21 protein-coding genes and 2 tRNA genes are annotated in these 19,636 nt (G+C 60.9%); 19 read left to right on the top strand and 4 right to left on the bottom strand.

What is annotated here, in order from left to right; genetic code table 11:
* Positions 1-20: 20 nt before the first annotated feature.
* Positions 21-1,802, bottom strand: a complete 1,782-nt coding sequence (locus ACEUCR_RS12680) for an ATP-binding protein (protein WP_111873207.1) — start codon at positions 1,800-1,802, stop codon at positions 21-23.
* A gap of 175 nt (positions 1,803-1,977) precedes the next feature.
* Between ACEUCR_RS12680 and ACEUCR_RS12675 the strand changes: the two genes are divergently transcribed.
* Complete coding sequence (locus ACEUCR_RS12675) at positions 1,978-2,490, top strand: DUF2753 family protein (RefSeq protein ID WP_408790607.1); 513 nt, start codon at positions 1,978-1,980, stop codon at positions 2,488-2,490.
* Here the strand turns inward: ACEUCR_RS12675 and ACEUCR_RS12670 are convergent.
* A complete protein-coding gene (locus ACEUCR_RS12670) occupies positions 2,487-3,230 on the bottom strand; it encodes an enoyl-CoA hydratase (protein ID WP_408790605.1) in 744 nt (247 codons plus the stop codon). The two genes, ACEUCR_RS12675 and ACEUCR_RS12670, sit on opposite strands and share 4 nt — an antisense overlap.
* An 89-nt stretch (positions 3,231-3,319) precedes the next feature.
* Here ACEUCR_RS12670 and ACEUCR_RS12665 point away from each other — a divergent pair, with 89 nt between their 5' ends.
* From ACEUCR_RS12665 to ACEUCR_RS12655, 3 genes are all read left to right on the top strand, one after another.
* Positions 3,320-3,760 (top strand): copper chaperone PCu(A)C, encoded by a 441-nt coding sequence (locus ACEUCR_RS12665; protein ID WP_111873210.1) that lies wholly within the window; start codon positions 3,320-3,322, stop codon positions 3,758-3,760.
* Between the two features lie 99 nt (positions 3,761-3,859).
* Entirely contained in the window at positions 3,860-4,489 is a 630-nt protein-coding gene (locus ACEUCR_RS12660) for a TIGR04219 family outer membrane beta-barrel protein (RefSeq protein WP_408790957.1), read from the top strand.
* An 18-nt stretch (positions 4,490-4,507) separates the two neighbouring features.
* Positions 4,508-5,188 carry an SDR family oxidoreductase gene (locus tag ACEUCR_RS12655; RefSeq protein ID WP_042002197.1) on the top strand — a complete coding sequence of 227 codons (681 nt, stop codon included), beginning with the start codon at positions 4,508-4,510 and terminating at the stop codon, positions 5,186-5,188.
* A gap of 116 nt (positions 5,189-5,304) precedes the next feature.
* Here ACEUCR_RS12655 and ACEUCR_RS12650 read toward each other — a convergent pair whose 3' ends face one another.
* Together ACEUCR_RS12650 and ACEUCR_RS12645 are read right to left on the bottom strand one after the other, a co-directional pair.
* On the bottom strand, positions 5,305-7,029 hold the full coding sequence (locus tag ACEUCR_RS12650) for a proline--tRNA ligase (RefSeq protein ID WP_408790601.1): 1,725 nt from the start codon (positions 7,027-7,029) through the stop codon (positions 5,305-5,307).
* A 203-nt stretch (positions 7,030-7,232) separates the two neighbouring features.
* Positions 7,233-7,610, bottom strand: a complete 378-nt coding sequence (locus ACEUCR_RS12645; protein WP_408790598.1) for a hypothetical protein — start codon at positions 7,608-7,610, stop codon at positions 7,233-7,235.
* Between the two features lie 316 nt (positions 7,611-7,926).
* On the opposite strand from ACEUCR_RS12645, the gene ruvA reads away from it, so the two are divergent.
* From ruvA to ACEUCR_RS12570, 15 genes are all read left to right on the top strand, one after another.
* Positions 7,927-8,541 carry a Holliday junction branch migration protein RuvA gene (gene ruvA / locus ACEUCR_RS12640; protein WP_042002205.1) on the top strand — a complete coding sequence of 205 codons (615 nt, stop codon included), beginning with the start codon at positions 7,927-7,929 and terminating at the stop codon, positions 8,539-8,541.
* A gap of 8 nt (positions 8,542-8,549) precedes the next feature.
* The gene (gene ruvB, locus ACEUCR_RS12635) at positions 8,550-9,560 is read left to right on the top strand and encodes a Holliday junction branch migration DNA helicase RuvB (RefSeq protein WP_042002209.1); all 1,011 of its coding nucleotides are present in this window, start codon (positions 8,550-8,552) and stop codon (positions 9,558-9,560) included.
* A 942-nt stretch (positions 9,561-10,502) separates the two neighbouring features.
* Positions 10,503-12,059: a cytochrome ubiquinol oxidase subunit I gene (locus ACEUCR_RS12630; protein ID WP_042002211.1), complete on the top strand. Its 1,557-nt coding sequence runs from the start codon at positions 10,503-10,505 to the stop codon at positions 12,057-12,059.
* Positions 12,060-12,071: 12 nt separating this feature from the next.
* Positions 12,072-13,208, top strand: coding sequence for a cytochrome d ubiquinol oxidase subunit II (gene cydB / locus ACEUCR_RS12625; RefSeq protein ID WP_392441582.1), 1,137 nt, complete (start codon positions 12,072-12,074; stop codon positions 13,206-13,208).
* Positions 13,209-13,222: 14 nt separating this feature from the next.
* Positions 13,223-13,339: a cytochrome bd-I oxidase subunit CydX gene (cydX, locus tag ACEUCR_RS12620; protein ID WP_005331536.1), complete on the top strand. Its 117-nt coding sequence runs from the start codon at positions 13,223-13,225 to the stop codon at positions 13,337-13,339.
* Between the two features lie 52 nt (positions 13,340-13,391).
* A complete protein-coding gene (locus ACEUCR_RS12615) occupies positions 13,392-13,637 on the top strand; it encodes a cyd operon YbgE family protein (RefSeq protein ID WP_174217908.1) in 246 nt (81 codons plus the stop codon).
* A gap of 104 nt (positions 13,638-13,741) precedes the next feature.
* Entirely contained in the window at positions 13,742-14,149 is a 408-nt protein-coding gene (gene ybgC, locus ACEUCR_RS12610) for a tol-pal system-associated acyl-CoA thioesterase (protein WP_042002221.1), read from the top strand.
* Complete coding sequence (gene tolQ / locus ACEUCR_RS12605; RefSeq protein ID WP_042002226.1) at positions 14,139-14,828, top strand: protein TolQ; 690 nt, start codon at positions 14,139-14,141, stop codon at positions 14,826-14,828. The genes ybgC and tolQ overlap by 11 nt, the downstream gene beginning before the upstream one ends.
* Complete coding sequence (gene tolR / locus ACEUCR_RS12600; protein WP_042002229.1) at positions 14,828-15,274, top strand: protein TolR; 447 nt, start codon at positions 14,828-14,830, stop codon at positions 15,272-15,274. The genes tolQ and tolR overlap by 1 nt, the downstream gene beginning before the upstream one ends.
* A gap of 5 nt (positions 15,275-15,279) precedes the next feature.
* On the top strand, positions 15,280-16,428 hold the full coding sequence (gene tolA / locus ACEUCR_RS12595; protein WP_042002232.1) for a cell envelope integrity protein TolA: 1,149 nt from the start codon (positions 15,280-15,282) through the stop codon (positions 16,426-16,428).
* Positions 16,429-16,519: 91 nt separating this feature from the next.
* Positions 16,520-17,845: a Tol-Pal system beta propeller repeat protein TolB gene (gene tolB / locus ACEUCR_RS12590; protein ID WP_042002234.1), complete on the top strand. Its 1,326-nt coding sequence runs from the start codon at positions 16,520-16,522 to the stop codon at positions 17,843-17,845.
* 49 nt (positions 17,846-17,894) lie between these two features.
* On the top strand, positions 17,895-18,419 hold the full coding sequence (pal, locus tag ACEUCR_RS12585) for a peptidoglycan-associated lipoprotein Pal (protein WP_042002236.1): 525 nt from the start codon (positions 17,895-17,897) through the stop codon (positions 18,417-18,419).
* 12 nt (positions 18,420-18,431) lie between these two features.
* Entirely contained in the window at positions 18,432-19,244 is an 813-nt protein-coding gene (gene ybgF, locus ACEUCR_RS12580) for a tol-pal system protein YbgF (RefSeq protein ID WP_042002241.1), read from the top strand.
* Positions 19,245-19,417: 173 nt separating this feature from the next.
* Positions 19,418-19,493, top strand: a tRNA-Lys gene (locus ACEUCR_RS12575).
* A gap of 34 nt (positions 19,494-19,527) precedes the next feature.
* A tRNA-Val gene (locus tag ACEUCR_RS12570) sits at positions 19,528-19,603 on the top strand.
* The last annotated feature ends 33 nt before the right edge of the window (positions 19,604-19,636 follow it).

The following is a 19,636-nucleotide window of genomic DNA, read 5'->3' as shown; positions in this document are numbered from 1 at the left end:
CTTGGCGCGGGCGCGGCGGCTCATGGGCTATGTCTCAGGTCGGGCCGGGCCTCGGGCAGGCTGATGGTGAAGCGGGCGCCGCCAAGCTCCGGGTCATTGCTCGCCGTCAGCTGGCCGCCGAAGGCGGTGATGATACGTTGGGAGATGGTGAGCCCGAGCCCGAGCCCCTTGGACTTGGTGGTGTAGAAGGGGGCGAACAGCTGCCTGGCCTCGACGGCCAGGCCCGGGCCGTTGTCGATGACGGCGATGGTCACCCGATCGCCTTCGCGCTCCACTTCCAGCCAGACCCGGGGCGGCGTCATGCCGGCGCAGGCCTGCAGGGCGTTGTGCAGCAGATTGACCAGCACCTGCTCCAGTTGCACCGCATCGGCATGGACATAGAGGGGGTCGGTCGGCAACCGGGTTTCCACCAGCAGCCCCTGCTTGAGCATCTGGCTGTGGAGCAGGGCCAGGCTGGCGTGGATCACGGGTTGCAGCGCCACCGCCTGCAGGGTCTGCTCCCCCTTGCGGGCGAATACCTTGAAGCGGGCCACCAGCTCGCTCATGTGATGGTTGAGGCCGTTGATCTGCACCAGGTTGTCGCGACAGCTGTCGATGCGGCCCCTGTCGAGCAGCTGCAACGCATTCTCGCCATAGGCCCGCATGGCGGCCAGGGGCTGGTTGAGTTCATGGTTGATGCTGGCAGACATCTCGCCGAGCAGGGCCAGCTTGGCGGTCTGCACCAGCTGTTCCTGGGTATCGATCAGCTCGCGCTGGGTCTGGCGGTACTTGTCTATGGTGGCGATCAGCTCCTGATTGCTGGTGGAGAGGGCCCGGGTGCGCTGGCTCACCTTGTGCTCCAGCCGGTTGTTGAGGCGGGCGAGACGGGCGCGGCCGAGCATCACCTGACGCCAGTAGAGCCAGACCATCAGTACCAGCAGGGAGAAGAGGGCGAAGCTGGCCAGGGCCTTGGCAATGATGGGGCGCAAGTCATGGAGGGGCTCCAGGGTATAGAGATACCAGCCTGCGCTCGGCATGGCGGTGCCGGTGAACAGATAACCCTGACCCCAGTGCCACTCGTCCTGGCTGCGCAGCAGGCCGAGGGAGGGGAGATCGCTCAGGGGAGGGCCCAGCTTGTCGCCATACTTGCGCTCCTCGGCCAGGATCTGGCGGGTCGGCTCGTCCAGGGCGACCAGGGGGCGATAGAGCCACTCGCCCCTGGAGGCGAAGAAGACGACCCCGTATTCGTCGGTCAGCAGGTAGTCGAGGCTGTTGCTGGTCCAGCGCTCGTCGATGAGGGAGAGCGCCACCTTGACCACCACGACGCCGAGGCGGCGATCGCCATCCTGCACCGGATAGGAGAAGTAGTAGCCCCGCCGCCCCGAGCGCTGGCCGAGGGCGAAGTAGCTGCCGGGCTTGCCCTGCATCGCCTGGCGGAAATAGGGGCGAAAATGGTAGTTGTCCCCGACGAAGCTGTCGGACTGGCGCCAGTTGCTGGCGGAGATCACCTCCCCCTTGTCCGTCATGAGATAGATGGCATCCGTGCCCAGGATCTCGTTGTACTGCTCCAGCAGGGGGTGGAGCCGATAGGGGGGGAATTGCTGCAGCAGCGCCTGCTGCAACTCGGTGCGGGTTGCGATGAGGGCCGGCAGGCGGCGGTACTTGTCGAGCTCGATCAGCAGGCGACCCGCCAGGCGCTCGTTGTCTATCCTGGCCTGCTGGCGCAGGCTCTCCAGCCCCCACTGACGTGCCGTGAAGGCGACCACCACCATCAAGGTGACCCAGAGGCCGATCAGCAGGCCCCGACTTCCATTGTTCATCATGCCCTTCCTTAGGTTGCCGTCATCTTACCCCCTGGCGGGAGCAGAGGGGACGATGCCGACGAAAGAGTGTGACGGGGGCGACAAGGCGCAGAGATCCTGCACTCTCTGTCGGCTTGATATTCATTCTCATTTAGGCTCTCATGGAGAGCCCAGTATCAGGTGAAGGAGGTAGCGTATGGCACAGACATCCCCCCGGCAGGATCAGACCCAGGCCCACTGGCAGCGTTACATGATCGAAGCCGAGCGCGCCCTGAGCCAGGGCGCCCTGGGCTCGGCCGTCTGCCTCTATCAGCAGGCGCTCGGCACCATATCGGCCCCCCGGGAGGCGCCGTCACAGGCCGCCGTCATCGATGGCGAGGGGCTGGTCCCCCAGGCGACTGTCATCGATCTCGAGGAGCTGGCCACCATGCGCGTCGCCACCTGCCATCGCCTGGCCGATTTCTGGCGTGCCATGGAGGAGCCCAGCTATGAGCTGCGTTACCTCAAGCTGGCCGCCGAGCTGGTGACCGCTCTGGTGCCCCAGTGCCCGAACCGGGAGTGCGAGTCCCTCATCAGCGAGCTGGGCTGCTGCCGCGCCGCCCTGCTCGGCTTCCTGAAGCGCCACCCCAATCCCGAGATAGCCAGGCTTATCCAGGTGCAGGACAAGGTGCAGGGCTGCGAGCTGATCGGCCGCTTTCGCCTCAACTAGCGCCCGAGCTTGCGGGCGATGCGCGCCTGGGCCTCTTCTCCTTGCAGGGCGAGGGAGAAGGCGCGGGCCTCGGTGTCGATGACAAAATGCACCGCCTGCTTGAGCTCCTGTTTGAGCAGGGCCTTGCTCCTTTGCAGCGCCTTGGGCGGTTTGGCCGCCAGGGTCAAGCCCTGTGCCCGGGCAAAGGGGAGCAGTTCATCCGCAGCCAGCACCCGGTTGGCCAGCCCGAGGCGCAGCGCCTCCCCGGCGTCGATGGCCTCCGCCAGCAGCAGCAACTCGCTGGCCTTGAGGTGGCCAACGGCGCGGGGCAGCAGCAGGCTGGAGGCGAACTCCGGCACCAGCCCCAGCTCGACGAAGGGCAGTTGCAGCCTGGCATTGTCCGCCAGATAGACCAGATCGCAGTGCAGCAGCAGCGTGGTGCCGATGCCGACCGCGGCGCCGCCGACCGCGGCGATCACCGGCTTGGGAAAGTCGGCCAGGGTGTGGAGGAACTGCAAGATGGGATCATCGGCCGTCAGACTCTGTTTGCCCATGAAGTCGGCCAGATCATTGCCGGCGGTGAAGCAGGTCTGCTGCCCCTGAATGAGCAGCACATGGACGCTCTGCTCCTCGGCGGCCCCTCGCAGCGCCGTGGTGAGGGCCTGGTACATCTCGGTGTTGAGGGCGTTGCGCTTGTGCGGCCGGTTGAGGGTCAGGGTGAGCAGGCCATCCTGCTGCTCGACCAGAATTGTGGGGGCCATGTCTGAATCCTTGTTGTCAGGGGCTGCCAAAAGCTTGCCTTGCGGGTAAGCTTTGCTTCGTTTGACAACATCATAAAAGGATTTCCCCCATGTTTAAACGAGCGTTTTATTCCCTGCTGGCCCTGGGACTGGCCGCCCCCGCCCTGGCCAAGGTGGAGGCCGTCGATGGTTATGTGCGCCTGCTGCCCCCCGGTACCCCCAACACGGCGGCCTTCATGGTGCTGAAAAATGATGGGGATGCCCCGGTCCGGCTCACCGGCGTCAGCTCCCCCGAGGTGGCGCGCGCCGAGCTGCATACCCACCTGCACGAAAACGGCGTGATGCGGATGCGTCAGGTCGAGAGCATCGAGATCCCGGCCAAGGGGGAGGCGGTACTCAAACCCGGCAGCCTGCACATCATGTTGTTCGATGTGCGTGAACTCTCCCAGGGCACCCCCTTCCCCCTGACCCTGAGCCTCGACAACGGCCAGGCCCTGAGCCTGAGTCTGCCGGTGAAGCCGGTCGAACCCATGGCCGGCATGGCGCACTGATCAGGGACAGAACCGGTCGCGTTATAGATAATCTTGCTAGGTATTGGCGGCTGGCGCGGTAAAATGCGGGTCTCATCCCGCATTCTCTGGAGTTTAATGATGAAAAAGACCCTGTTGGCCGCTTCTCTGCTGGCCCTGATGAGCACCTCTGCCATGGCCGCCGATGACTGGCGCTTCGCCGCCGGCACCGATATCTGGAATGCCCAGGGCAGCGGTCGTGTCGATGATGTCGGGACCCGGGACGGTTTTGACGACAACTACAACTGGAGCGGCTACCTGCAGCTGGAGCACGGCATCATATTGCTGCCCAACGCCAAGTTCGAGATCTCCGATCTCAGCACCAGCGGCGGCGCCTTCGACAACGAGCTGCAGGCCTATGATCTGAGCCTGTACTACCGCCTGTTCAACAACGACCTGTTCCAGATTGACCTGGGTCTGACCGGCCGTCGTTACGAAGGGGACTTCAACACCGCCAATGACTCCTACCACGAAGACGTGCTGATGGCCTATGCCGGCACCGAGCTGCGCATTCCGGGCACCGGCTTCTCCGCCTTCGGCGATGCCCGGGTGCAGGATGCCGACAACTATGACTACCGTCTGGGCGGGGCGTACAAGTTCTCCTCCCTGCCGCTCAAGCTGCGCGCCGGCTGGCGTCAGGTCGACATGGACTTTGACCGTGTCGATCAGCGGGTCGATGGCTGGTTTGCGGGTGCAGAATTCACCTTCTGATAGGGAGAGGATGAGGGGATGGGCAGCATCATAGTCACCGGAGCGGGTTCGGGTCTGGGCCGCGCCCTGACCTGCGGTCTGGTTGCCCGTGGCCACAGGGTGGCCATGATGGGGCGCCGCTACCAGAAGTTGCAGGAGATGGAAGCCAGGCTCGGCCAGGGGGTGATCGGTATCGCCGCCGATCTGGCCCATCACGAAGAGGTGGAGGTGGCCTTCGCCGCCGCCGTCCAGTGGGGCGGCTTGCCGGACCTGGTGATCCACTGTGCCGGTGTCGGCGAGTTCGGCCCGGTCGGTGTCTATACCGCCGAGCAGGTGCGCCGGGTAGTGGAGAGCAATCTGGTCTCCACCATACTGGTGGCCCAGCAGACGGTGCGCCTCATCGGCGAGCGGGGCGGGGTGCTGGCCAATGTGCTCTCCTCCGCCGCCCAGGTGGGCAAGGCCAACGAGAGCCTCTACTGCGCCTCCAAGTGGGGAATGCGCGGCTTTCTCGAGTCCTTGCGCGCCGAGCTCAAGGGCTCGCCCCTGCGGCTGGTGAACCTGTATCCGAGCGGGATCCGCAGCGAATTCTGGGACAACTCGGATCACGTGGACCCGAGCCGTTTCATGACCCCGGAGGATGCTGCCGCCTACATGCTCGATGCCCTGGAGGCGAGGAGCAGTTGCCATGTGACCGATCTCTTCATCGGCCGCAACGACTAGGCAACCCCGGCTCATCCCCTGGCAACCCCTTGTCAGATGAAAAAGCCAGATAAGAAAGTCAGACAAACAAAAAGCGCGCCAATCGGCGCGCTTTTTTATGTCGGCAAGGGGCGGGATTAACGACCCAGCTTGCTCTTGAGCAGGGCGACCATGTCGCTGATGGCCACTTCCTGCTTCTCGCCGGTGCGGCGGCACTTGTATTCGACCACGCCGTTGTCCATGCCGCGCTCGCCGATGACGATGCCGTGGGGCACCCCCAGCAGCTCCATGTCGGCGAACATCACGCCTGGACGCTCTTTACGGTCGTCGAACAGCACGTCCACACCGGCGGCTTTGAGCTCGGCGTAGAACTGCTCGGCCAGCTCGGCGACGCGCACGGACTTGTGCATGTTCATGGGGACGATGGCCACTTCGAACGGGGCGATGGCGTCCGGCCAGATGATGCCGTACTGGTCGTTGTTCTGCTCGATGGCGGCCGCCACCAGGCGGGAGACGCCGATGCCGTAGCAACCCATCTCCATGGTGACGGACTTGCCGCCTTCGTTGAGCACGTTCGCCTTCATGGCTTCGGAGTACTTGGTACCCAGCTGGAAGATGTGGCCCACTTCGATGCCGCGCTTGAGCAGCAGCTTGCCCTGGCCGCACGGGCTCGGGTCGCCTTCCACCACGTTGCGCAGGTCGGCAACCTCATAGGTGGCGATGTCGCGATCCCAGTTGGCACCGGTCAGGTGGAAGCCGGTCTCGTTGGCACCGCAGACGAAGTCCGCCAGATGGGCGGCGCTGCGATCGACGATGATGCGACCGGCAAAGCCGACCGGGCCGATGGAGCCGGCATCGCAACCGGCGGCAGCCTTGATCTGCTCGTCATTGGCGAAGGTGAGCGGGTTGGCAACGCCAGCCAGCTTCTCGGCCTTGATTTCGTTCAGCTCGTGGTCGCCACGCAGCACCAGGGCGATGACGGCCTGCTTGCCGTGCTCGTCCGCTTCGGCCAGTACCAGCAGGGTCTTGGCGATGGCGTTCGGTGCCACGCTCAGGAAGGCGGCCACTTCATCGATGGTGTGGACGGCCGGGGTGGCAACCTTGGTCAGGGCTGCGGTGGCAGCGGCGCGCTCACCGGCCGGTGCCAGCGCCTCGGCCATCTCGATGTTGGCGGCGTAATCGGATGTATCGGAGAAGGCGATGAGATCCTCACCGCTCTCGGCCAGCACCTGGAATTCGTGGGAGCCGGTACCGCCGATGGAGCCGGTATCGGCCTGCACCGGGCGGAAGTTCAGGCCCATGCGGGTGAAGGCGGCGCAGTAGGCGGCGTGCATCTTCTCGTAGGTCTCGATCAGGGAGGCCTTGTCGATGTGGAAGGAGTAGGCATCCTTCATCAGGAACTCGCGGCCGCGCATCACGCCGAAACGGGGACGCACCTCGTCGCGGAACTTGGTCTGGATCTGGTACAGATTCAGCGGCAGCTGCTTGTAGCTGTTCACCTCGTAACGGACCAGGGCGGTGATCACCTCTTCGTGGGTCGGGCCCAGCACGAAGGGACGGTTGTGGCGGTCGGTCAGGCGGCACAGCTCGGGGCCGTAATCATCCCAGCGGCCGGATTCCTGCCACAGCTCGGCCGGTTGCACCACCGGCATGGAGACTTCGATGGCGCCCGCCTTGTTCATCTCTTCGCGAACTATGTTCTCGATCTTCTTCAGTACCCGCAGGCCGGACGGCAGCCAGGCATACATGCCGGAGGCCAGTTTACGGATCATGCCGGCGCGCAGCATCAGCTGATGGCTGACAACCTCGGCGTCGGACGGGGTTTCCTTGAGGGTAGAAAGCAGATATTGGCTGGTGCGCATCGCGATGAACCTTAACGTGAGACGGGCCGCTGGGCCCTGGATATATGCAAGGGCGGAATTTTAACAGGGCGGGCCCCGGGGCCCAAGGGCTAAATTTTGTGGTCAGGCAAGCGTCGGGGTCGGAGCGCTGCGAATGTTCGGCGGCGGGGGTCGCTGGAGGGGAAAGGGCGGCGGTGAGCCACCCTTTCCTGGTGCTGAGGGGATCAGCCGAGATAGTCGATCATGATCTTCGACACCTTGCCATCCAGACCATTATGGTAATGGCTGGTGACGACCACGTTGCCGCCATCCAGGTTGGCGCTGCTGTTGAAACTGCTGACGATGACGGAGTCGGTGATGGGTCCCTTGACCAGGATCTGGGCCCAGTCATCGTCGGTGCTGGCCGACGGGCTGTCGTAGACCTTGATGAGCGTGATGCCGGGGATACCCTCCAGCTTCAGGGAGCGAGCCTCATCGTTGCTGAAGCCATAGTCCCCGCTCTTGCAGCTGATGTTGTAGCTAGTCCCGCCACTGAGGGTATTGCCGACCTGATCCTGCGTTGCGCCATTGCCTTCCCAAAAGGTGATTTGTCCATTAGCCATCTTGTTCTCCTTGCGCTGTGACACGTATGACAAAGGTGGAATAAAACCAATAAGCCTCATTTAGATCTCCCTGGCGAGTTCAGACTAGTCGGCATGGGGAATAGATCAAGCTCCAAATGGATTTCATTTTTGGGCCATTTGAATGCAAATGAATGAAGACGCAGGTCCGGGGGAAGGTTGGACTTGCCATGGCGGGCCGCTGGCAATCCTGGATGGCTGCGCCGGTGGGGCGCAGGCGGATGCTGGATACTTATCCAGTTATTCTTTATGCTAGGAGCCACTTTATTGCTAGTCGTGTTGGTTGAGGAGATAAGCCGTGATCGGTCGCTTGAGAGGCATTGTGATTGAGAAGAATCCCCCCGAGGTATTGCTCGAGGTGGGAGGCGTGGGCTATGAGGTACAGATGCCCATGAGCTGCTTCTATGACCTGCCCGAACTCGGCAAGGAGGCGACTATCCAGACCCACTTCGTGGTGCGCGAGGATGCCCAGTTGCTCTATGGCTTCAACCACAAGCAGGAGCGGGCGCTGTTTCGCGAGCTGATCAAGACCAACGGCGTCGGCCCCAAGCTGGCGCTGGCCATCCTCTCCGGCATGACCGCCAGCCAGTTCGTGATGAGTGTCGAGCGTGAGGAGATAAGCTCCCTGATCAAGCTGCCCGGGGTGGGCAAGAAGACCGCCGAGCGGCTGGTGGTGGAGATGAAAGACAGGCTCAAGGGCTGGGTCAGTCACGATCTCTTCTCGCCGGCAGCCATCAGCCTGCCCGCGCAGGAGAGCAGCCTGCGGGCCCCGGATGCCAGCGAAGAGGCAGCCAGCGCCCTGGTCGCCCTCGGCTACAAGCCCCAGCAGGCGAGCCAGATCGTCGGCAAGGTCGCCAAGGAGGGCATGTCGGTGGAAGCCATCATCCGCGAGTCCCTGCGTAGCCTGGTGTGAGGTAAGTGATGATAGAAGCTGACCGCCTCATCTCGGCCTCGGCCGCCCGTGAAGATGAGGTCATCGACAGGGCGATCCGCCCCAGAAAGCTGGCCGATTACACCGGGCAGGACCATGTCTGTGCCCAGATGGAGATCTTCATCGAGGCGGCCCGCCAGCGCGGCGAGGCACTGGATCACCTGCTGATCTTCGGGCCACCGGGCCTGGGCAAGACCACGCTTGCAAATATCGTGGCCAACGAGATGAGCGTGAACATCAAGACCACCTCGGGCCCAGTGCTGGAGAAGGCCGGCGATCTCGCCGCCCTGCTCACCAACCTCGAGCCGAACGATGTTCTCTTCATCGACGAGATCCACCGTCTCAGCCCCGTGGTGGAGGAGGTGCTCTACCCGGCCATGGAGGATTACCAGCTCGACATCATGATAGGGGAGGGCCCTGCCGCCCGCTCCATCAAGCTCGATCTCCCTCCCTTCACCCTGATCGGGGCCACCACCCGTGCCGGCTCCCTCACCAGCCCGTTGCGCGACCGTTTCGGTATAGTCCAGCGCCTCGAGTTCTACAACGTCAAGGATCTCACCGACATAGTGGCGCGCAGCGCCCGCTGCCTGGGGCTGGAGATGAGCGACGATGGTGCCCTGGAGGTGGCGCGCCGCTCCCGCGGAACACCGCGCATTGCCAACCGCTTGTTGAGACGGGTGCGGGATTTTGCCCAGGTGAAATCCGATGGCCGCATTGATGGACCCATTGCGGCCCGTGCCATGGACATGCTGGACGTGGACAATGAGGGGTTCGACTTCATGGACCGCAAGCTATTGTTGGCTGTGATTGACAAGTTCATGGGGGGGCCCGTCGGACTCGACAACCTGGCCGCCGCCATCGGCGAGGAGAAGGACACCATCGAAGACGTGCTGGAGCCCTATCTGATCCAGCAGGGCTATCTGCAACGTACTCCAAGAGGCAGGATGGCGACCGCCCGAGCCTATGCCCACTTCGGCCTGCAGCGACCGGAACAGGCCTGAAACGGCAGACTCGATACAGAACCGCCCCCTGGGGCGGTTTTTTCATGGTCGACAAAAAAAAGCCCACACGCAGGCGCGGTGGGCATAAAAGACAATTCAGGGTGGATGTTCACAGACAAGAAGCGCGTCTGGGCACAGGCCGGATAAACAGTAAAACGGTGAGTCGTCGCGAGACTCAGAGTCGGTTCATTTGATAGAGCTGAACGAACGAAAGCTTGTAGTAGCGAATGGCCTTGGTCACAAACTTTTTCATCTTGATGTCTCTCTGCTCTGTACAATATGGTCATTAAACACGCATCGGTAACCCTGGTAGATCGGCCTGAGCCCAAGGGATTGCCCTCACTGCGGGGCGCATTGTAGGAGCTGCCACCTGGGGGGACAAACAAGAAAAATTGCACCATTCGGATTAGTTTTTTTAATTAAAAACCCAGGCTTGGCATTTAGCATGAACATGCGTTTTCATCGGTTTTTCAGTGAATTTCAAGCAAGGTGCTCTTTCGGGGATAAATCAAGCCAGGTATCGCTGACATTATATTTTTCAGATGAGAGGTGTTTCTCAGTGCCAATTCAAAAAATTGATTTAAATCAATAAATTAAAATCTTTCTCAAAGTGTGATTTCGCTCTCGAAATTGACGGCTTTCTAATGAAAAAATACCTTTGAAACGCATGTATCGACCCCGGTTTTACATTGATTTCAATCAAATAAAGATGATATAAAACGGCGGTCATCATGGGCGAGAACAATTATGACTTGCTTGTTTTGTAGTTGTTAAACATTAGCTTTTTTTGTTCTCAGTTATTGCCTTGTTGTTAATTTTTGGTCGTGACCGAACGACGCGATTGTTAAGTGACGCTGTGCGCTGTGGGTTCGGAAGCTCCAACGGAAGCCTTGTTCTCAATACACCTAAAATAGCCGTGCCAATAATCGGTGAGGAAACATCATGATTGCTGAGCATGTGGTAGACCTATCGCGGTTCCAATTCGCTGCGACGGCCCTTTATCACTTCCTGTTTGTGCCCCTGACGCTCGGAATGGCCTTCATTCTGGCGATCATGGAGTCTGTCTATGTGATGACCAACAACCCTGTCTACCGGGACATGACCAAGTTCTGGGGCAAGCTGTTTGGTATCAACTTTGCCCTCGGGGTGACCACCGGGCTGACCATGGAGTTTCAGTTCGGTACCAACTGGGCCTACTACTCCCACTACGTCGGCGACATCTTCGGGGCCCCGCTGGCCATCGAAGGGCTGATGGCCTTCTTCCTCGAATCCACCTTCGTCGGCATGTTCTTCTTCGGTTGGGATCGCCTCTCCAAGCGTCAGCACCTGGCGGCGACCTGGTTGATGGCGCTCGGGACCAACCTCTCCGCCCTCTGGATCCTGGTCGCCAACGGCTGGATGCAGAACCCGGTCGGCGCCGAGTTCAACTTCGAATCCATGCGCATGGAGATGGTGAGCTTCGCCGATCTGGTGTTCAACCCGGTTGCCCAGGTCAAGTTCGTCCACACAGTGGCGGCGGGCTATACCACGGGCGCCATGTTCGTGCTGGGCATCTCCTCCTACTACCTGCTGAAGAATCGTGATGTGGCCTTCGCCCGTCGCTCCTTCGCCATCGCGGCCGCGTTCGGCATGGCTTCCATCCTCTCCGTGCTGGTGCTGGGTGACGAGTCCGGCTACGAGACCGGGGAAGTGCAGAAGGTGAAACTGGCGGCCATCGAGGCGGAGTGGGATACCCATCCGGCCCCGGCATCCTTCACCCTGTTCGGCATTCCGAACCAGGAGGAGATGCGCACCGACTATGCCATCAAGATCCCTTATGCCCTCGGTATCATCGCCACCCGCTCCCTCGACGAGCAGGTCACCGGCATCAAGGATCTCAAGAGCGAGCATGAACTGCGGGTGCGCAACGGCATGACCGCCTACGAACTGCTGACCAAGTTGCAATCCGGCGACAAGTCCGACGAGACCCGCGCCCGTTTCGACGAGGTGAAACAGGATCTGGGCTATGGTCTGCTGCTCAAGCGTTACACCCCGAACGTGACCGACGCCACCGACGAGCAGGTCAAGGCCGCCGTGGATGACTCCATCCCGCAGGTACTGCCGCTGTTCTTCGCCTTCCGCATCATGGTCGCCTGCGGCATCCTGATGCTGGTGCTGATCGGTCTGGCCTTCTATGACAGCACCCGCCACCGCATCGGTGAGCGCAAGTGGCTGCTCAAGGCGTTGCTGTGGGGCATACCGCTGCCCTGGATCGCCATCGAGGCAGGCTGGTTTGTCGCCGAGTATGGCCGTCAGCCCTGGACCATAGCGGAAGTGCTGCCGACCTACGTCTCCGCATCCAACATCCCTGCGTCCGAGATCTGGTTCTCTCTGATCGGGATCTTCCTGTTCTACACGGTGCTGCTGATCATCGAGATGTACCTGATGTTCAAGTATGCGCGTCTGGGCCCAAGCAGCCTGAAGACGGGCAAGTACCACTTCGAACAGAGCAAGGCATAAGGAGAGTAACCCATGTTTGATTACGAAATGTTGCGTCTGGTCTGGTGGGTACTGGTCGGCGTGCTGCTGATCGGCTTCGCCATCACCGACGGTTTCGATATGGGGGTGGGCGCTCTGCTCCCCTTCGTCGGCAAGAAGGATGTGGAGCGTCGGGTGATGCTCAACACCATGGGCCCGCACTGGGAAGGCAACCAGGTGTGGCTGGTGACGGCGGGCGGAGCCCTGTTCGCCGCCTGGCCCATGGTCTATGCGGCGGCCTTCTCCGGCTTCTACATCGCCATGATCCTGACCCTGATGGCGCTCTTCTTCCGCCCGGTCGGCTTCAAGTACCGCTCCCTGCAGGAAGACGCCAAGTGGCGCTCCAACTGGGACTGGGCTCTGTTTGCCGGTAGCGCCATTCCCCCCGTCATCTTCGGGGTGGCCTTCGGCAACCTGCTGCAGGGCGTACCGTTTGACTTCAACCAGTTCCTGATGATGACCTATCACGGCAACTTCTTCGGCCTGCTCAACCCGTTCGGCCTGCTGGCCGGTCTGGTGAGCCTGTTCATGATAGTGACCCAGGGCGCCACCTGGCTGATGATGAAGACCGAAGGGGAAGTGCTGGCCCGCTCCCGCACCGCCGCCATGATCTTCTCCCTGCTGACCCTGGTGCTGTTCGCCCTGGCCGGTGTCTGGGTGAGCGGCATGGATGGCTATGTGATCGTGGGCTCCGTCGCCACCGACGCCGTCACCAACCCCCTTCACAAGGAAGTGGTGGTGCAGTCAGGTGCCTGGATGCAGAACTACGACCTCTATCCCTGGATGATCGCCGCTCCCGTGCTGGGTCTGGTGATGTGCCTGCTGACCGCGGTGGCGGCCAAGCTGGACAAGGGGTGGGTTGCGTTCCTGTTCTCCTCCCTGGCCATCGCCGGCATCATACTGACGGCGGGTTTCTCCATGTTCCCGTTCGTGATGCCTTCGAGCCTGGCGCCGTCCCAGAGCCTGACCATGTGGGATTCCACCGCATCGTTCAACACCCTCAAGGTGATGACGGTCGTCGCCGTCGTCTTCGTGCCGACCGTGCTGGCTTATACCATCTGGACCTACATCAAAATGTTCGGCCGGGTGAGTAACCAGCACATCGAAGACAACCAACAATCGCTCTACTAAGAAGGTGCCCTGATATGTGGTATTTCACCTGGATCCTGGGTCTGCTGCTGGCTTGTGCGTTTGGCATCATCAATGCGCTCTGGCTGGAGCACACCGAGAACCTGGATCGCCAGATAGATGAAGACAAGTGACAGGCTCGCCCGGCTGGCCGCTCCCCTGGAGCGCCAGCCGTGGCAGGGGCTGATGTTGCTGGCGGCGGCCCTGCTGGCCGTCGCCATCTTGCAGGCGCCCAATCTGGTCGCAGCCAACACCAGCGAGCACGGCCACTGGGTCGCGCCCTGGCTGATGTGGGCGGTCAGTTGCGGCGTGATGCACGGCCTGGGATTCCATCCCCGCAGCCTGATTGGCAGACTCTTGTTCTGCCCCTGGCTGGCCTGGCCAAGCCTGCTCTATGGGCTCTGGCTGACACACACTTACTTCCTGCCATAAAAACGGGGGGAGACAGGATTTCCCTGTCTCCCCCTGCTTCTTTCCTATGCACCCCTGCGCTATGATAGCCCCCCATCAGACTGTCGAATGGATCACAGATTGTTATGGGGGAAGTTACTGAGTTTCCGGTACGGGTCTACTACGAAGACACAGACGCCGGGGGCATCGTCTACAACGCCAATTATCTCAAGTTTATGGAGCGGGCCCGCACCGAGTTTTTGCGCGCCGGCGGCATAGAGCAGGACCTGCTGCTCGATCTTGGCATCGCCTTCGTGGTGAGCCGGACCGAGATCGATTTTCGTTCGGCGGCCCGCTTCAACGAATTACTGACCGTAATGACGCAAGTGACCGAAGTGAAACGCGCCTCCATGCGCTTCTCGCAGCGGATACTGGCGGCTGATGGGCGGCTGATCACCCAGGCCATGGTACAGATAGCCTGTGTCAGCCACCCGATGATGAAACCTGTTGCAATACCTGAAAATGTGAAGGGAGTGCTGTTAAGTGCACGCTGAAATTTCGTTTATTGGTCTGTTCTGGCAAGCCAGCCTGTTGGTCAAACTGGTCATGTTGACCCTGATGGGCATGTCCGTCGTCTCCTGGGCGCTGATCATCCAGCGCGCCAAGGTGATCAAGGCGGCCAACCTGGCATCCGAGCAATTCGAGGACAGATTCTGGTCCGGTGTGGATCTCAATCGTCTCTATCAGGAGTCCTCCGCCCGCCGCGATGACATCGAAGGCATGGAAGACATCTTCTACTCCGGCTTCAAGGAGTACGCCCGCCTGCTCAAGGCCGGTGCCCGTGGCCAGGATGCGGTGATGGACGGTACATACCGTGCCATGCGGGTCTCTCTTTCCCGTGCGGTAGACGATCTGGAATCCAACCTGCCGGTGTTGGCGACCGTGGGCTCCATCAGCCCCTATATCGGTCTGTTCGGCACCGTCTGGGGCATCATGAACGCCTTTATCGCTCTGGGTCAGGTGCAGCAGGCGACCCTGCAGATGGTGGCACCCGGCATCGCCGAGGCGCTGATCGCCACCGCCATGGGGCTGTTTGCCGCCATCCCGGCGGTTATCTTCTACAACCGTTTCTCCAACAAGGTAGAACGGCTTGAGAACGCCTACGCCAACTTCATGGACGAGTTCACCACCATACTGAACCGTCAGATCGCGCAGCAGCAGGGTGACCAGTAATGCAAACCTATCAGCGGATCCGGCGCAAGAAGGTGGCCGAGATCAACGTGGTGCCTTATATCGACGTCATGCTGGTGTTGCTCATCATCTTCATGGCGGTGACGCCCGTGATCACCCAAGGGGTCAAGGTGGATCTGCCCCAGGCGGAGTCCGAGCAGCTGCCCGAGGATGCCAAGCCCCCCTTCATCGTCAGCGTCAACACCGAAGGCGAGTATGTGATCAAGGCGGGGGAGGCGGACGATGAGCCCGTGCCCCCTGGCTCCCCCGAGGCGATGCAGCAATTCATCACAGAGCAGGCCATGGGCTATCTCGCGGTCAACCAGAATGCCCCCGTGGTGGTGGCCGGTGACAAGTCCGTGCGTTACGAAGAGGTGATCCTGCTGATGGTTGCCCTGAAGAAGGCGGGCGTGCCCCAGGTCGGTCTGATGACGGATCCGGTGAACTGACGGAGATGGATGTGAAGCGTGGTATTTCCGGTTATCTCATCGTCTCGCTGCTGCTGCACCTGATCATCGGTATCATACTGCTGGTCGGTGTCGACTTCAGCAAGCCCAAGCGGCCTGCCTCCTCGGCCCAGATAGTCAATGCGGTGATGCTGGATGACGAGTTTCTTGCCGAACAGGCCGCGAAGATCCAGCAACAGCAGGCCCAGCAACAGAACAAGCCGGCGGTGAAGGCCGAGATAGATCAGGCCAAGCAGGCCCGGGAGCTGGAGCAGGAACGGCTGCGCATCGCCGAGGTCAAGCGCAAGGAGGCCGAAGAGGCGACCCGCAAGGCCGAAGCCGAGAAACAGAAGAAGCAAGCCGAGCAGAAACAGGCCGAGGAACGGGCCGAACAGGCGGAGCAGGCTCGCAAGCTGGCAGAACAGAAGGCCCAGCAGGCAGAAGCCGAGCGCAAGGCCGCCGAAGCCGAGAGCAAGGCGCTGGCGCTGAAGAAGAAAAAGGAACAAGAACAGAAAGAGGCCCAGGAGAAGCTGGCCAAGGCCGAGGCCGAGAAGAAAGCCAAGGCCGAGGCGGACAAGAAGGCCAAGGCGGAGGCCGAGAAGAAAGCCAAGGCCGAGGCGGACAAGAAGGCCAAGGCGGAAGCCGAGAAGAAAGCCAAGGCCGAAGCCGACAAGAAGGCCAAGGAAGAGGCGGCCAAGAAGGCAAAAGCTGACGCGGAGAAGAAAGCGAAGGAAGAAGCCGACAAGAAGGCGAAAGCCGAGGCCGAGCGCAAACGCAAGGCGGCCGAGGAGGCCAAATTGCAGGCGCAACTGGAGGCCCAGATGCAGGCACAGATGGCGGCGGAGGCCAATGCCCGCAGTCAGGCTGCATCGGCGGCAGCCCGGGGTGAGGTCGATAAATATGCCGCCCTCATCAAGGCCACGGTGGAGCGTTACATGATTTTGGATCCCACCATGCGGGGCAAAACATGTACTATCGGTGTCAAATTGGCCAGCAGCGGTTTCGTCATCTCGGTCGACAACGGCCAGGGTGATCCCGCGGTCTGCCGATCCGGCAGGGCGGCTGTGCTGAAGGCAAATCAGTTGCCGGTGCCCAAGGATCCGGCGGCATTCGAGATGCTCAAGGAGTTCAACCTCAAGCTGGAACCTAGCATCTAAGCGGGACGGGGCGGACAGTGTCCAGGGTCTGCCCCGTCTGCAGAGCAAGGACGTTAATCTCTCATTTTTATTGGAACCGAGTACTTAAGCCATGATAAGAAAAGTGTTTTTTGCTTTGGTTGGCTGCTTGTTGATGGGTCAGAGCGCCCAGGCGGCGTTGGACATCGTCATCACCGGTGGCATCGACAGCGCGCGTCCCATCGCCGTCGCCCCCTTCAAGTGGAGCGGTGAAGGTCAGCTGCCCCAGGACATAGCGGAAGTGGTCTCCAATGACCTGATGCGCAGCGGCAAGTTCAAGCCCCTGGCCCGCGGCCAGATGCCGCAGACCCCGAGCACCAGTGGCGAAATCGACTTCGCTCCCTGGGCCTCGCAGGGGGTGGAAGCCGTGGTGGTCGGCACCATAGCGCCGGCCGGCAACGGTGCCTACAAGGTCAACTTCGAGCTGGTCGACGTGCTCAAGGGGCAGCTGGCCAAGACCCAGGGCGGCGAAGCGAACGGCTACATCCTCGACAGCCGCATGGCCACCATTCCGGGTGCCCAGATGCGTCAGTTTGCCCACCGTATCTCGGACATCGTCTATGAGCGCCTGACCGGCGAGCGCGGTGCTTTCCTGACCCGCCTGGCATATGTGTCGGTGGAGCAGGGGACCCAGTTCCCCTATCAGCTGCGCATCTCCGATTACGACGGCTACAACGAGAAGACCCTGCTGCGCTCCCGCGAGCCGCTGATGTCTCCCGCCTGGTCGCCCGATGGCAGCAAGCTGGCCTATGTGAGCTTCGAGAACCAGAAATCCGAGATCTATGTGCAGGATATCTATAGCCAGCAGCGTAGTCTGATCACCAGCTTCCGCGGCATCAACGGGGCGCCTGAATGGTCTCCGGATGGTCGCCGATTGGCTATCGTTCTCTCCAAGGATGGCCAGCCGGATATCTATGTGATTGATGTGGCTAGCAAGCAGCTGACCCGGGTCACCAACAGTCGCACCATAGACACTGAACCCTCCTGGGCGGCGGACGGACAAAGTTTGCTGTTCACCTCTGAACGTGGTGGCAAACCCCAGATTTATAGCGTAAATTTGGCCACTGGCGCCACTCGTCGCATCACCTGGGAAGGGGATTCGAACCAGGGTGCGTCCATGACAGCGGACGGCAAGTCCATGATAGTGGTCACCCGGGAACAGGGACAGTATCGCATCGCTCGGCAAGATATGGAGAGTGGAGCCATGTTGGTACTGACCCAGAGTGCATTGGATGAGTCGCCAAGTGTGGCTCCTAATGGCAGCATGATCATCTACTCCACCATCTATCAAGGACGCAAGAGCCTGGCTCTGGTCTCGACCGATGGTCGCTTCAAGGCAGTCCTGCCGACGAGCAGTGGGGAAATACGTGCGCCAGCTTGGTCGCCCTTTTTGAATTGATAAAAATTCGATTGTTTTTTGTTTTGTTATAAAGGTTTAAGGAAATAGCATGCAACTCAATAAACTGCTCAAGGGTCTGGCCATCGCACTGCCACTGTTCACCCTGGCCGCCTGTAGTTCTTCTTCCGACTCCGACGCCTCCGGCGCCGAAGCGGGCATGACCGACGGCATGGGTGGGGTTCAAACCGGTGGCGCCAACGGCCTGTTGTCCCCGGAAGAGCAGATGCGTCAGAAGTTCGAAGCGCTGCAGCGCGACAACGTGATCTTCTTCCCGTACGACGGTTACGACATCCAGGGTCAGTACGCCGACCTGCTGGATGCTCACGCCAGCTACCTGCGTGAGCGCCCGTCCGTGAAAGTCCTGATCGAAGGCCACGCCGACGAGCGCGGTACCCCAGAGTACAACATCGCCCTGGGCGAGCGTCGTGCCAAGGCCGTTGCCAAGTATCTGCAAACCCTGGGTGTGCAGGCCGAGCAGCTGTCCATCGTCAGCTATGGCGAAGAGAAGCCGCTGGACCTGTCTCACACCGAGGATGCCTTTGCCAAGAACCGTCGTGCGGTTCTGGTCTACTAAGGTTTCATTCGGATGAATCTTGTGTATAAACATGCGGCCATTTCGATGGCCGCACTTCTATTTAGCATGGGGGCCCACGCCGCGGCGCCCGTGACCGATCTCTCGGGTGGCGACAGTGCCGTCACCGCCGCCTTCGGCAGCAATGCGGGTGCCATCGTGCCCTCAGGCAGCCTGGAGGACAGGGTGGCGCTGCTGGAGCGCACCCTCAATGCCCGTCTGCGTCTGCAAGCGGATCTGCAGCAGCAGGTGGACTCCCTGCAAGGGGAGGTGGCCGACCTGCGTGGCCAGCTGGAGCAGCAGAGCTACAAGATGGAGCAGTCCCAGGAGCGCCAGCGTCAGCTCTATCAGGAGCTCGACAAGGTGAGCAGCCAGCAGGCCGCACCCGCCGCAGCGGCAGCCGCTACAGCAGCGAGCGCAACCGCAGCCACAGCCGCCACCTACTCCAGCAACCAGGATGAGAATCAGGCCTACGACTCGGCCGTCAATCTGGTGCTCAAGGACAAGAACTACGACAAGGCGATCCCGGCATTCCAGGGCTTCATCAAGCAGTTCCCGGACTCGAGCTATGTGCCCAATGCCCACTATTGGCTGGGGCAGCTGCTGTTCAACAAGGGTGACAGACCCGGCGCCAGCGCCCAGTTCAAGACCCTGGCCGACAAGTACGGCAAGTCGCCCAAGCGGGCGGACGCCCTGGTCAAGCTGGGCATGATCGCTCAGCTGGATGGCAACAAGGCCCAGGCTAAAAGCTACTATGAGCAGGTGATCAAGGGGTATCCCAATACCTCGCCGGCACAGCTGGCCAAGCAGAGCCTCGACAAGCTGTAACATTACGCTAGGTGGTTGTTTTCGTAACACTCTTGTAAATGTGACGGCAGTTTGTACGCGCAGTGAGCAAACGGGTTTAAATTAAGATTTTTCTATTGCACCAGGAATTTAAATCCGTATTATAGGCCGCCGTCAGCGTCGGTACAGTCATGTAGTCGAGGCGGCAGTGGTGAGGGTCGTTAGCTCAGTCGGTAGAGCAGTTGACTTTTAATCAATTGGTCGCTGGTTCGAACCCAGCACGACCCACCATCAATTTACCATCCAAGAGATGGACAGATTCCCAGGTCGTTTAGCTCAGCTGGGAGAGCACCTCCCTTACAAGGAGGGGGTCACTGGTTCGAGCCCAGTAACGACCACCATGTTTTGCAAGTGTTAGACAAATGATTTAGATG

Source organism: Aeromonas bivalvium, assembly GCF_046078285.1.
Lineage (GTDB): Bacteria > Pseudomonadota > Gammaproteobacteria > Enterobacterales > Aeromonadaceae > Aeromonas > Aeromonas bivalvium.
The sequence above is the reverse complement of the archived record's forward strand: the minus strand, read 5'-3'. Positions and strand labels throughout refer to the sequence as shown.

What these genes read in the sequence shown, in the direction of transcription:
- ACEUCR_RS12670 (WP_408790605.1), bottom strand. Translation starts at nt 3,230, where the DNA reads ATGGCCCCCACAATTCTGGTCGAGCAGCAGGATGGCCTGCTCACCCTG.
- ACEUCR_RS12615 (WP_174217908.1), top strand. Translation starts at nt 13,392, where the DNA reads ATGTTGCTGGCGGCGGCCCTGCTGGCCGTCGCCATCTTGCAGGCGCCC.
- ACEUCR_RS12645 (WP_408790598.1), bottom strand. Translation starts at nt 7,610, where the DNA reads ATGGCTAATGGACAAATCACCTTTTGGGAAGGCAATGGCGCAACGCAG.
- ybgF (WP_042002241.1), top strand. Translation starts at nt 18,432, where the DNA reads ATGAATCTTGTGTATAAACATGCGGCCATTTCGATGGCCGCACTTCTA.
- ACEUCR_RS12650 (WP_408790601.1), bottom strand. Translation starts at nt 7,029, where the DNA reads ATGCGCACCAGCCAATATCTGCTTTCTACCCTCAAGGAAACCCCGTCC.
- cydB (WP_392441582.1), top strand. Translation starts at nt 12,072, where the DNA reads ATGTTTGATTACGAAATGTTGCGTCTGGTCTGGTGGGTACTGGTCGGC.
- cydX (WP_005331536.1), top strand. Translation starts at nt 13,223, where the DNA reads ATGTGGTATTTCACCTGGATCCTGGGTCTGCTGCTGGCTTGTGCGTTT.
- ACEUCR_RS12665 (WP_111873210.1), top strand. Translation starts at nt 3,320, where the DNA reads ATGTTTAAACGAGCGTTTTATTCCCTGCTGGCCCTGGGACTGGCCGCC.
- ACEUCR_RS12680 (WP_111873207.1), bottom strand. Translation starts at nt 1,802, where the DNA reads ATGATGAACAATGGAAGTCGGGGCCTGCTGATCGGCCTCTGGGTCACC.
- ACEUCR_RS12675 (WP_408790607.1), top strand. Translation starts at nt 1,978, where the DNA reads ATGGCACAGACATCCCCCCGGCAGGATCAGACCCAGGCCCACTGGCAG.
- ACEUCR_RS12660 (WP_408790957.1), top strand. Translation starts at nt 3,860, where the DNA reads ATGAAAAAGACCCTGTTGGCCGCTTCTCTGCTGGCCCTGATGAGCACC.
- ybgC (WP_042002221.1), top strand. Translation starts at nt 13,742, where the DNA reads ATGGGGGAAGTTACTGAGTTTCCGGTACGGGTCTACTACGAAGACACA.
- ruvB (WP_042002209.1), top strand. Translation starts at nt 8,550, where the DNA reads ATGATAGAAGCTGACCGCCTCATCTCGGCCTCGGCCGCCCGTGAAGAT.
- pal (WP_042002236.1), top strand. Translation starts at nt 17,895, where the DNA reads ATGCAACTCAATAAACTGCTCAAGGGTCTGGCCATCGCACTGCCACTG.
- tolB (WP_042002234.1), top strand. Translation starts at nt 16,520, where the DNA reads ATGATAAGAAAAGTGTTTTTTGCTTTGGTTGGCTGCTTGTTGATGGGT.
- ACEUCR_RS12630 (WP_042002211.1), top strand. Translation starts at nt 10,503, where the DNA reads ATGATTGCTGAGCATGTGGTAGACCTATCGCGGTTCCAATTCGCTGCG.
- tolR (WP_042002229.1), top strand. Translation starts at nt 14,828, where the DNA reads ATGCAAACCTATCAGCGGATCCGGCGCAAGAAGGTGGCCGAGATCAAC.
- ACEUCR_RS12655 (WP_042002197.1), top strand. Translation starts at nt 4,508, where the DNA reads ATGGGCAGCATCATAGTCACCGGAGCGGGTTCGGGTCTGGGCCGCGCC.
- tolA (WP_042002232.1), top strand. Translation starts at nt 15,280, where the DNA reads ATGGATGTGAAGCGTGGTATTTCCGGTTATCTCATCGTCTCGCTGCTG.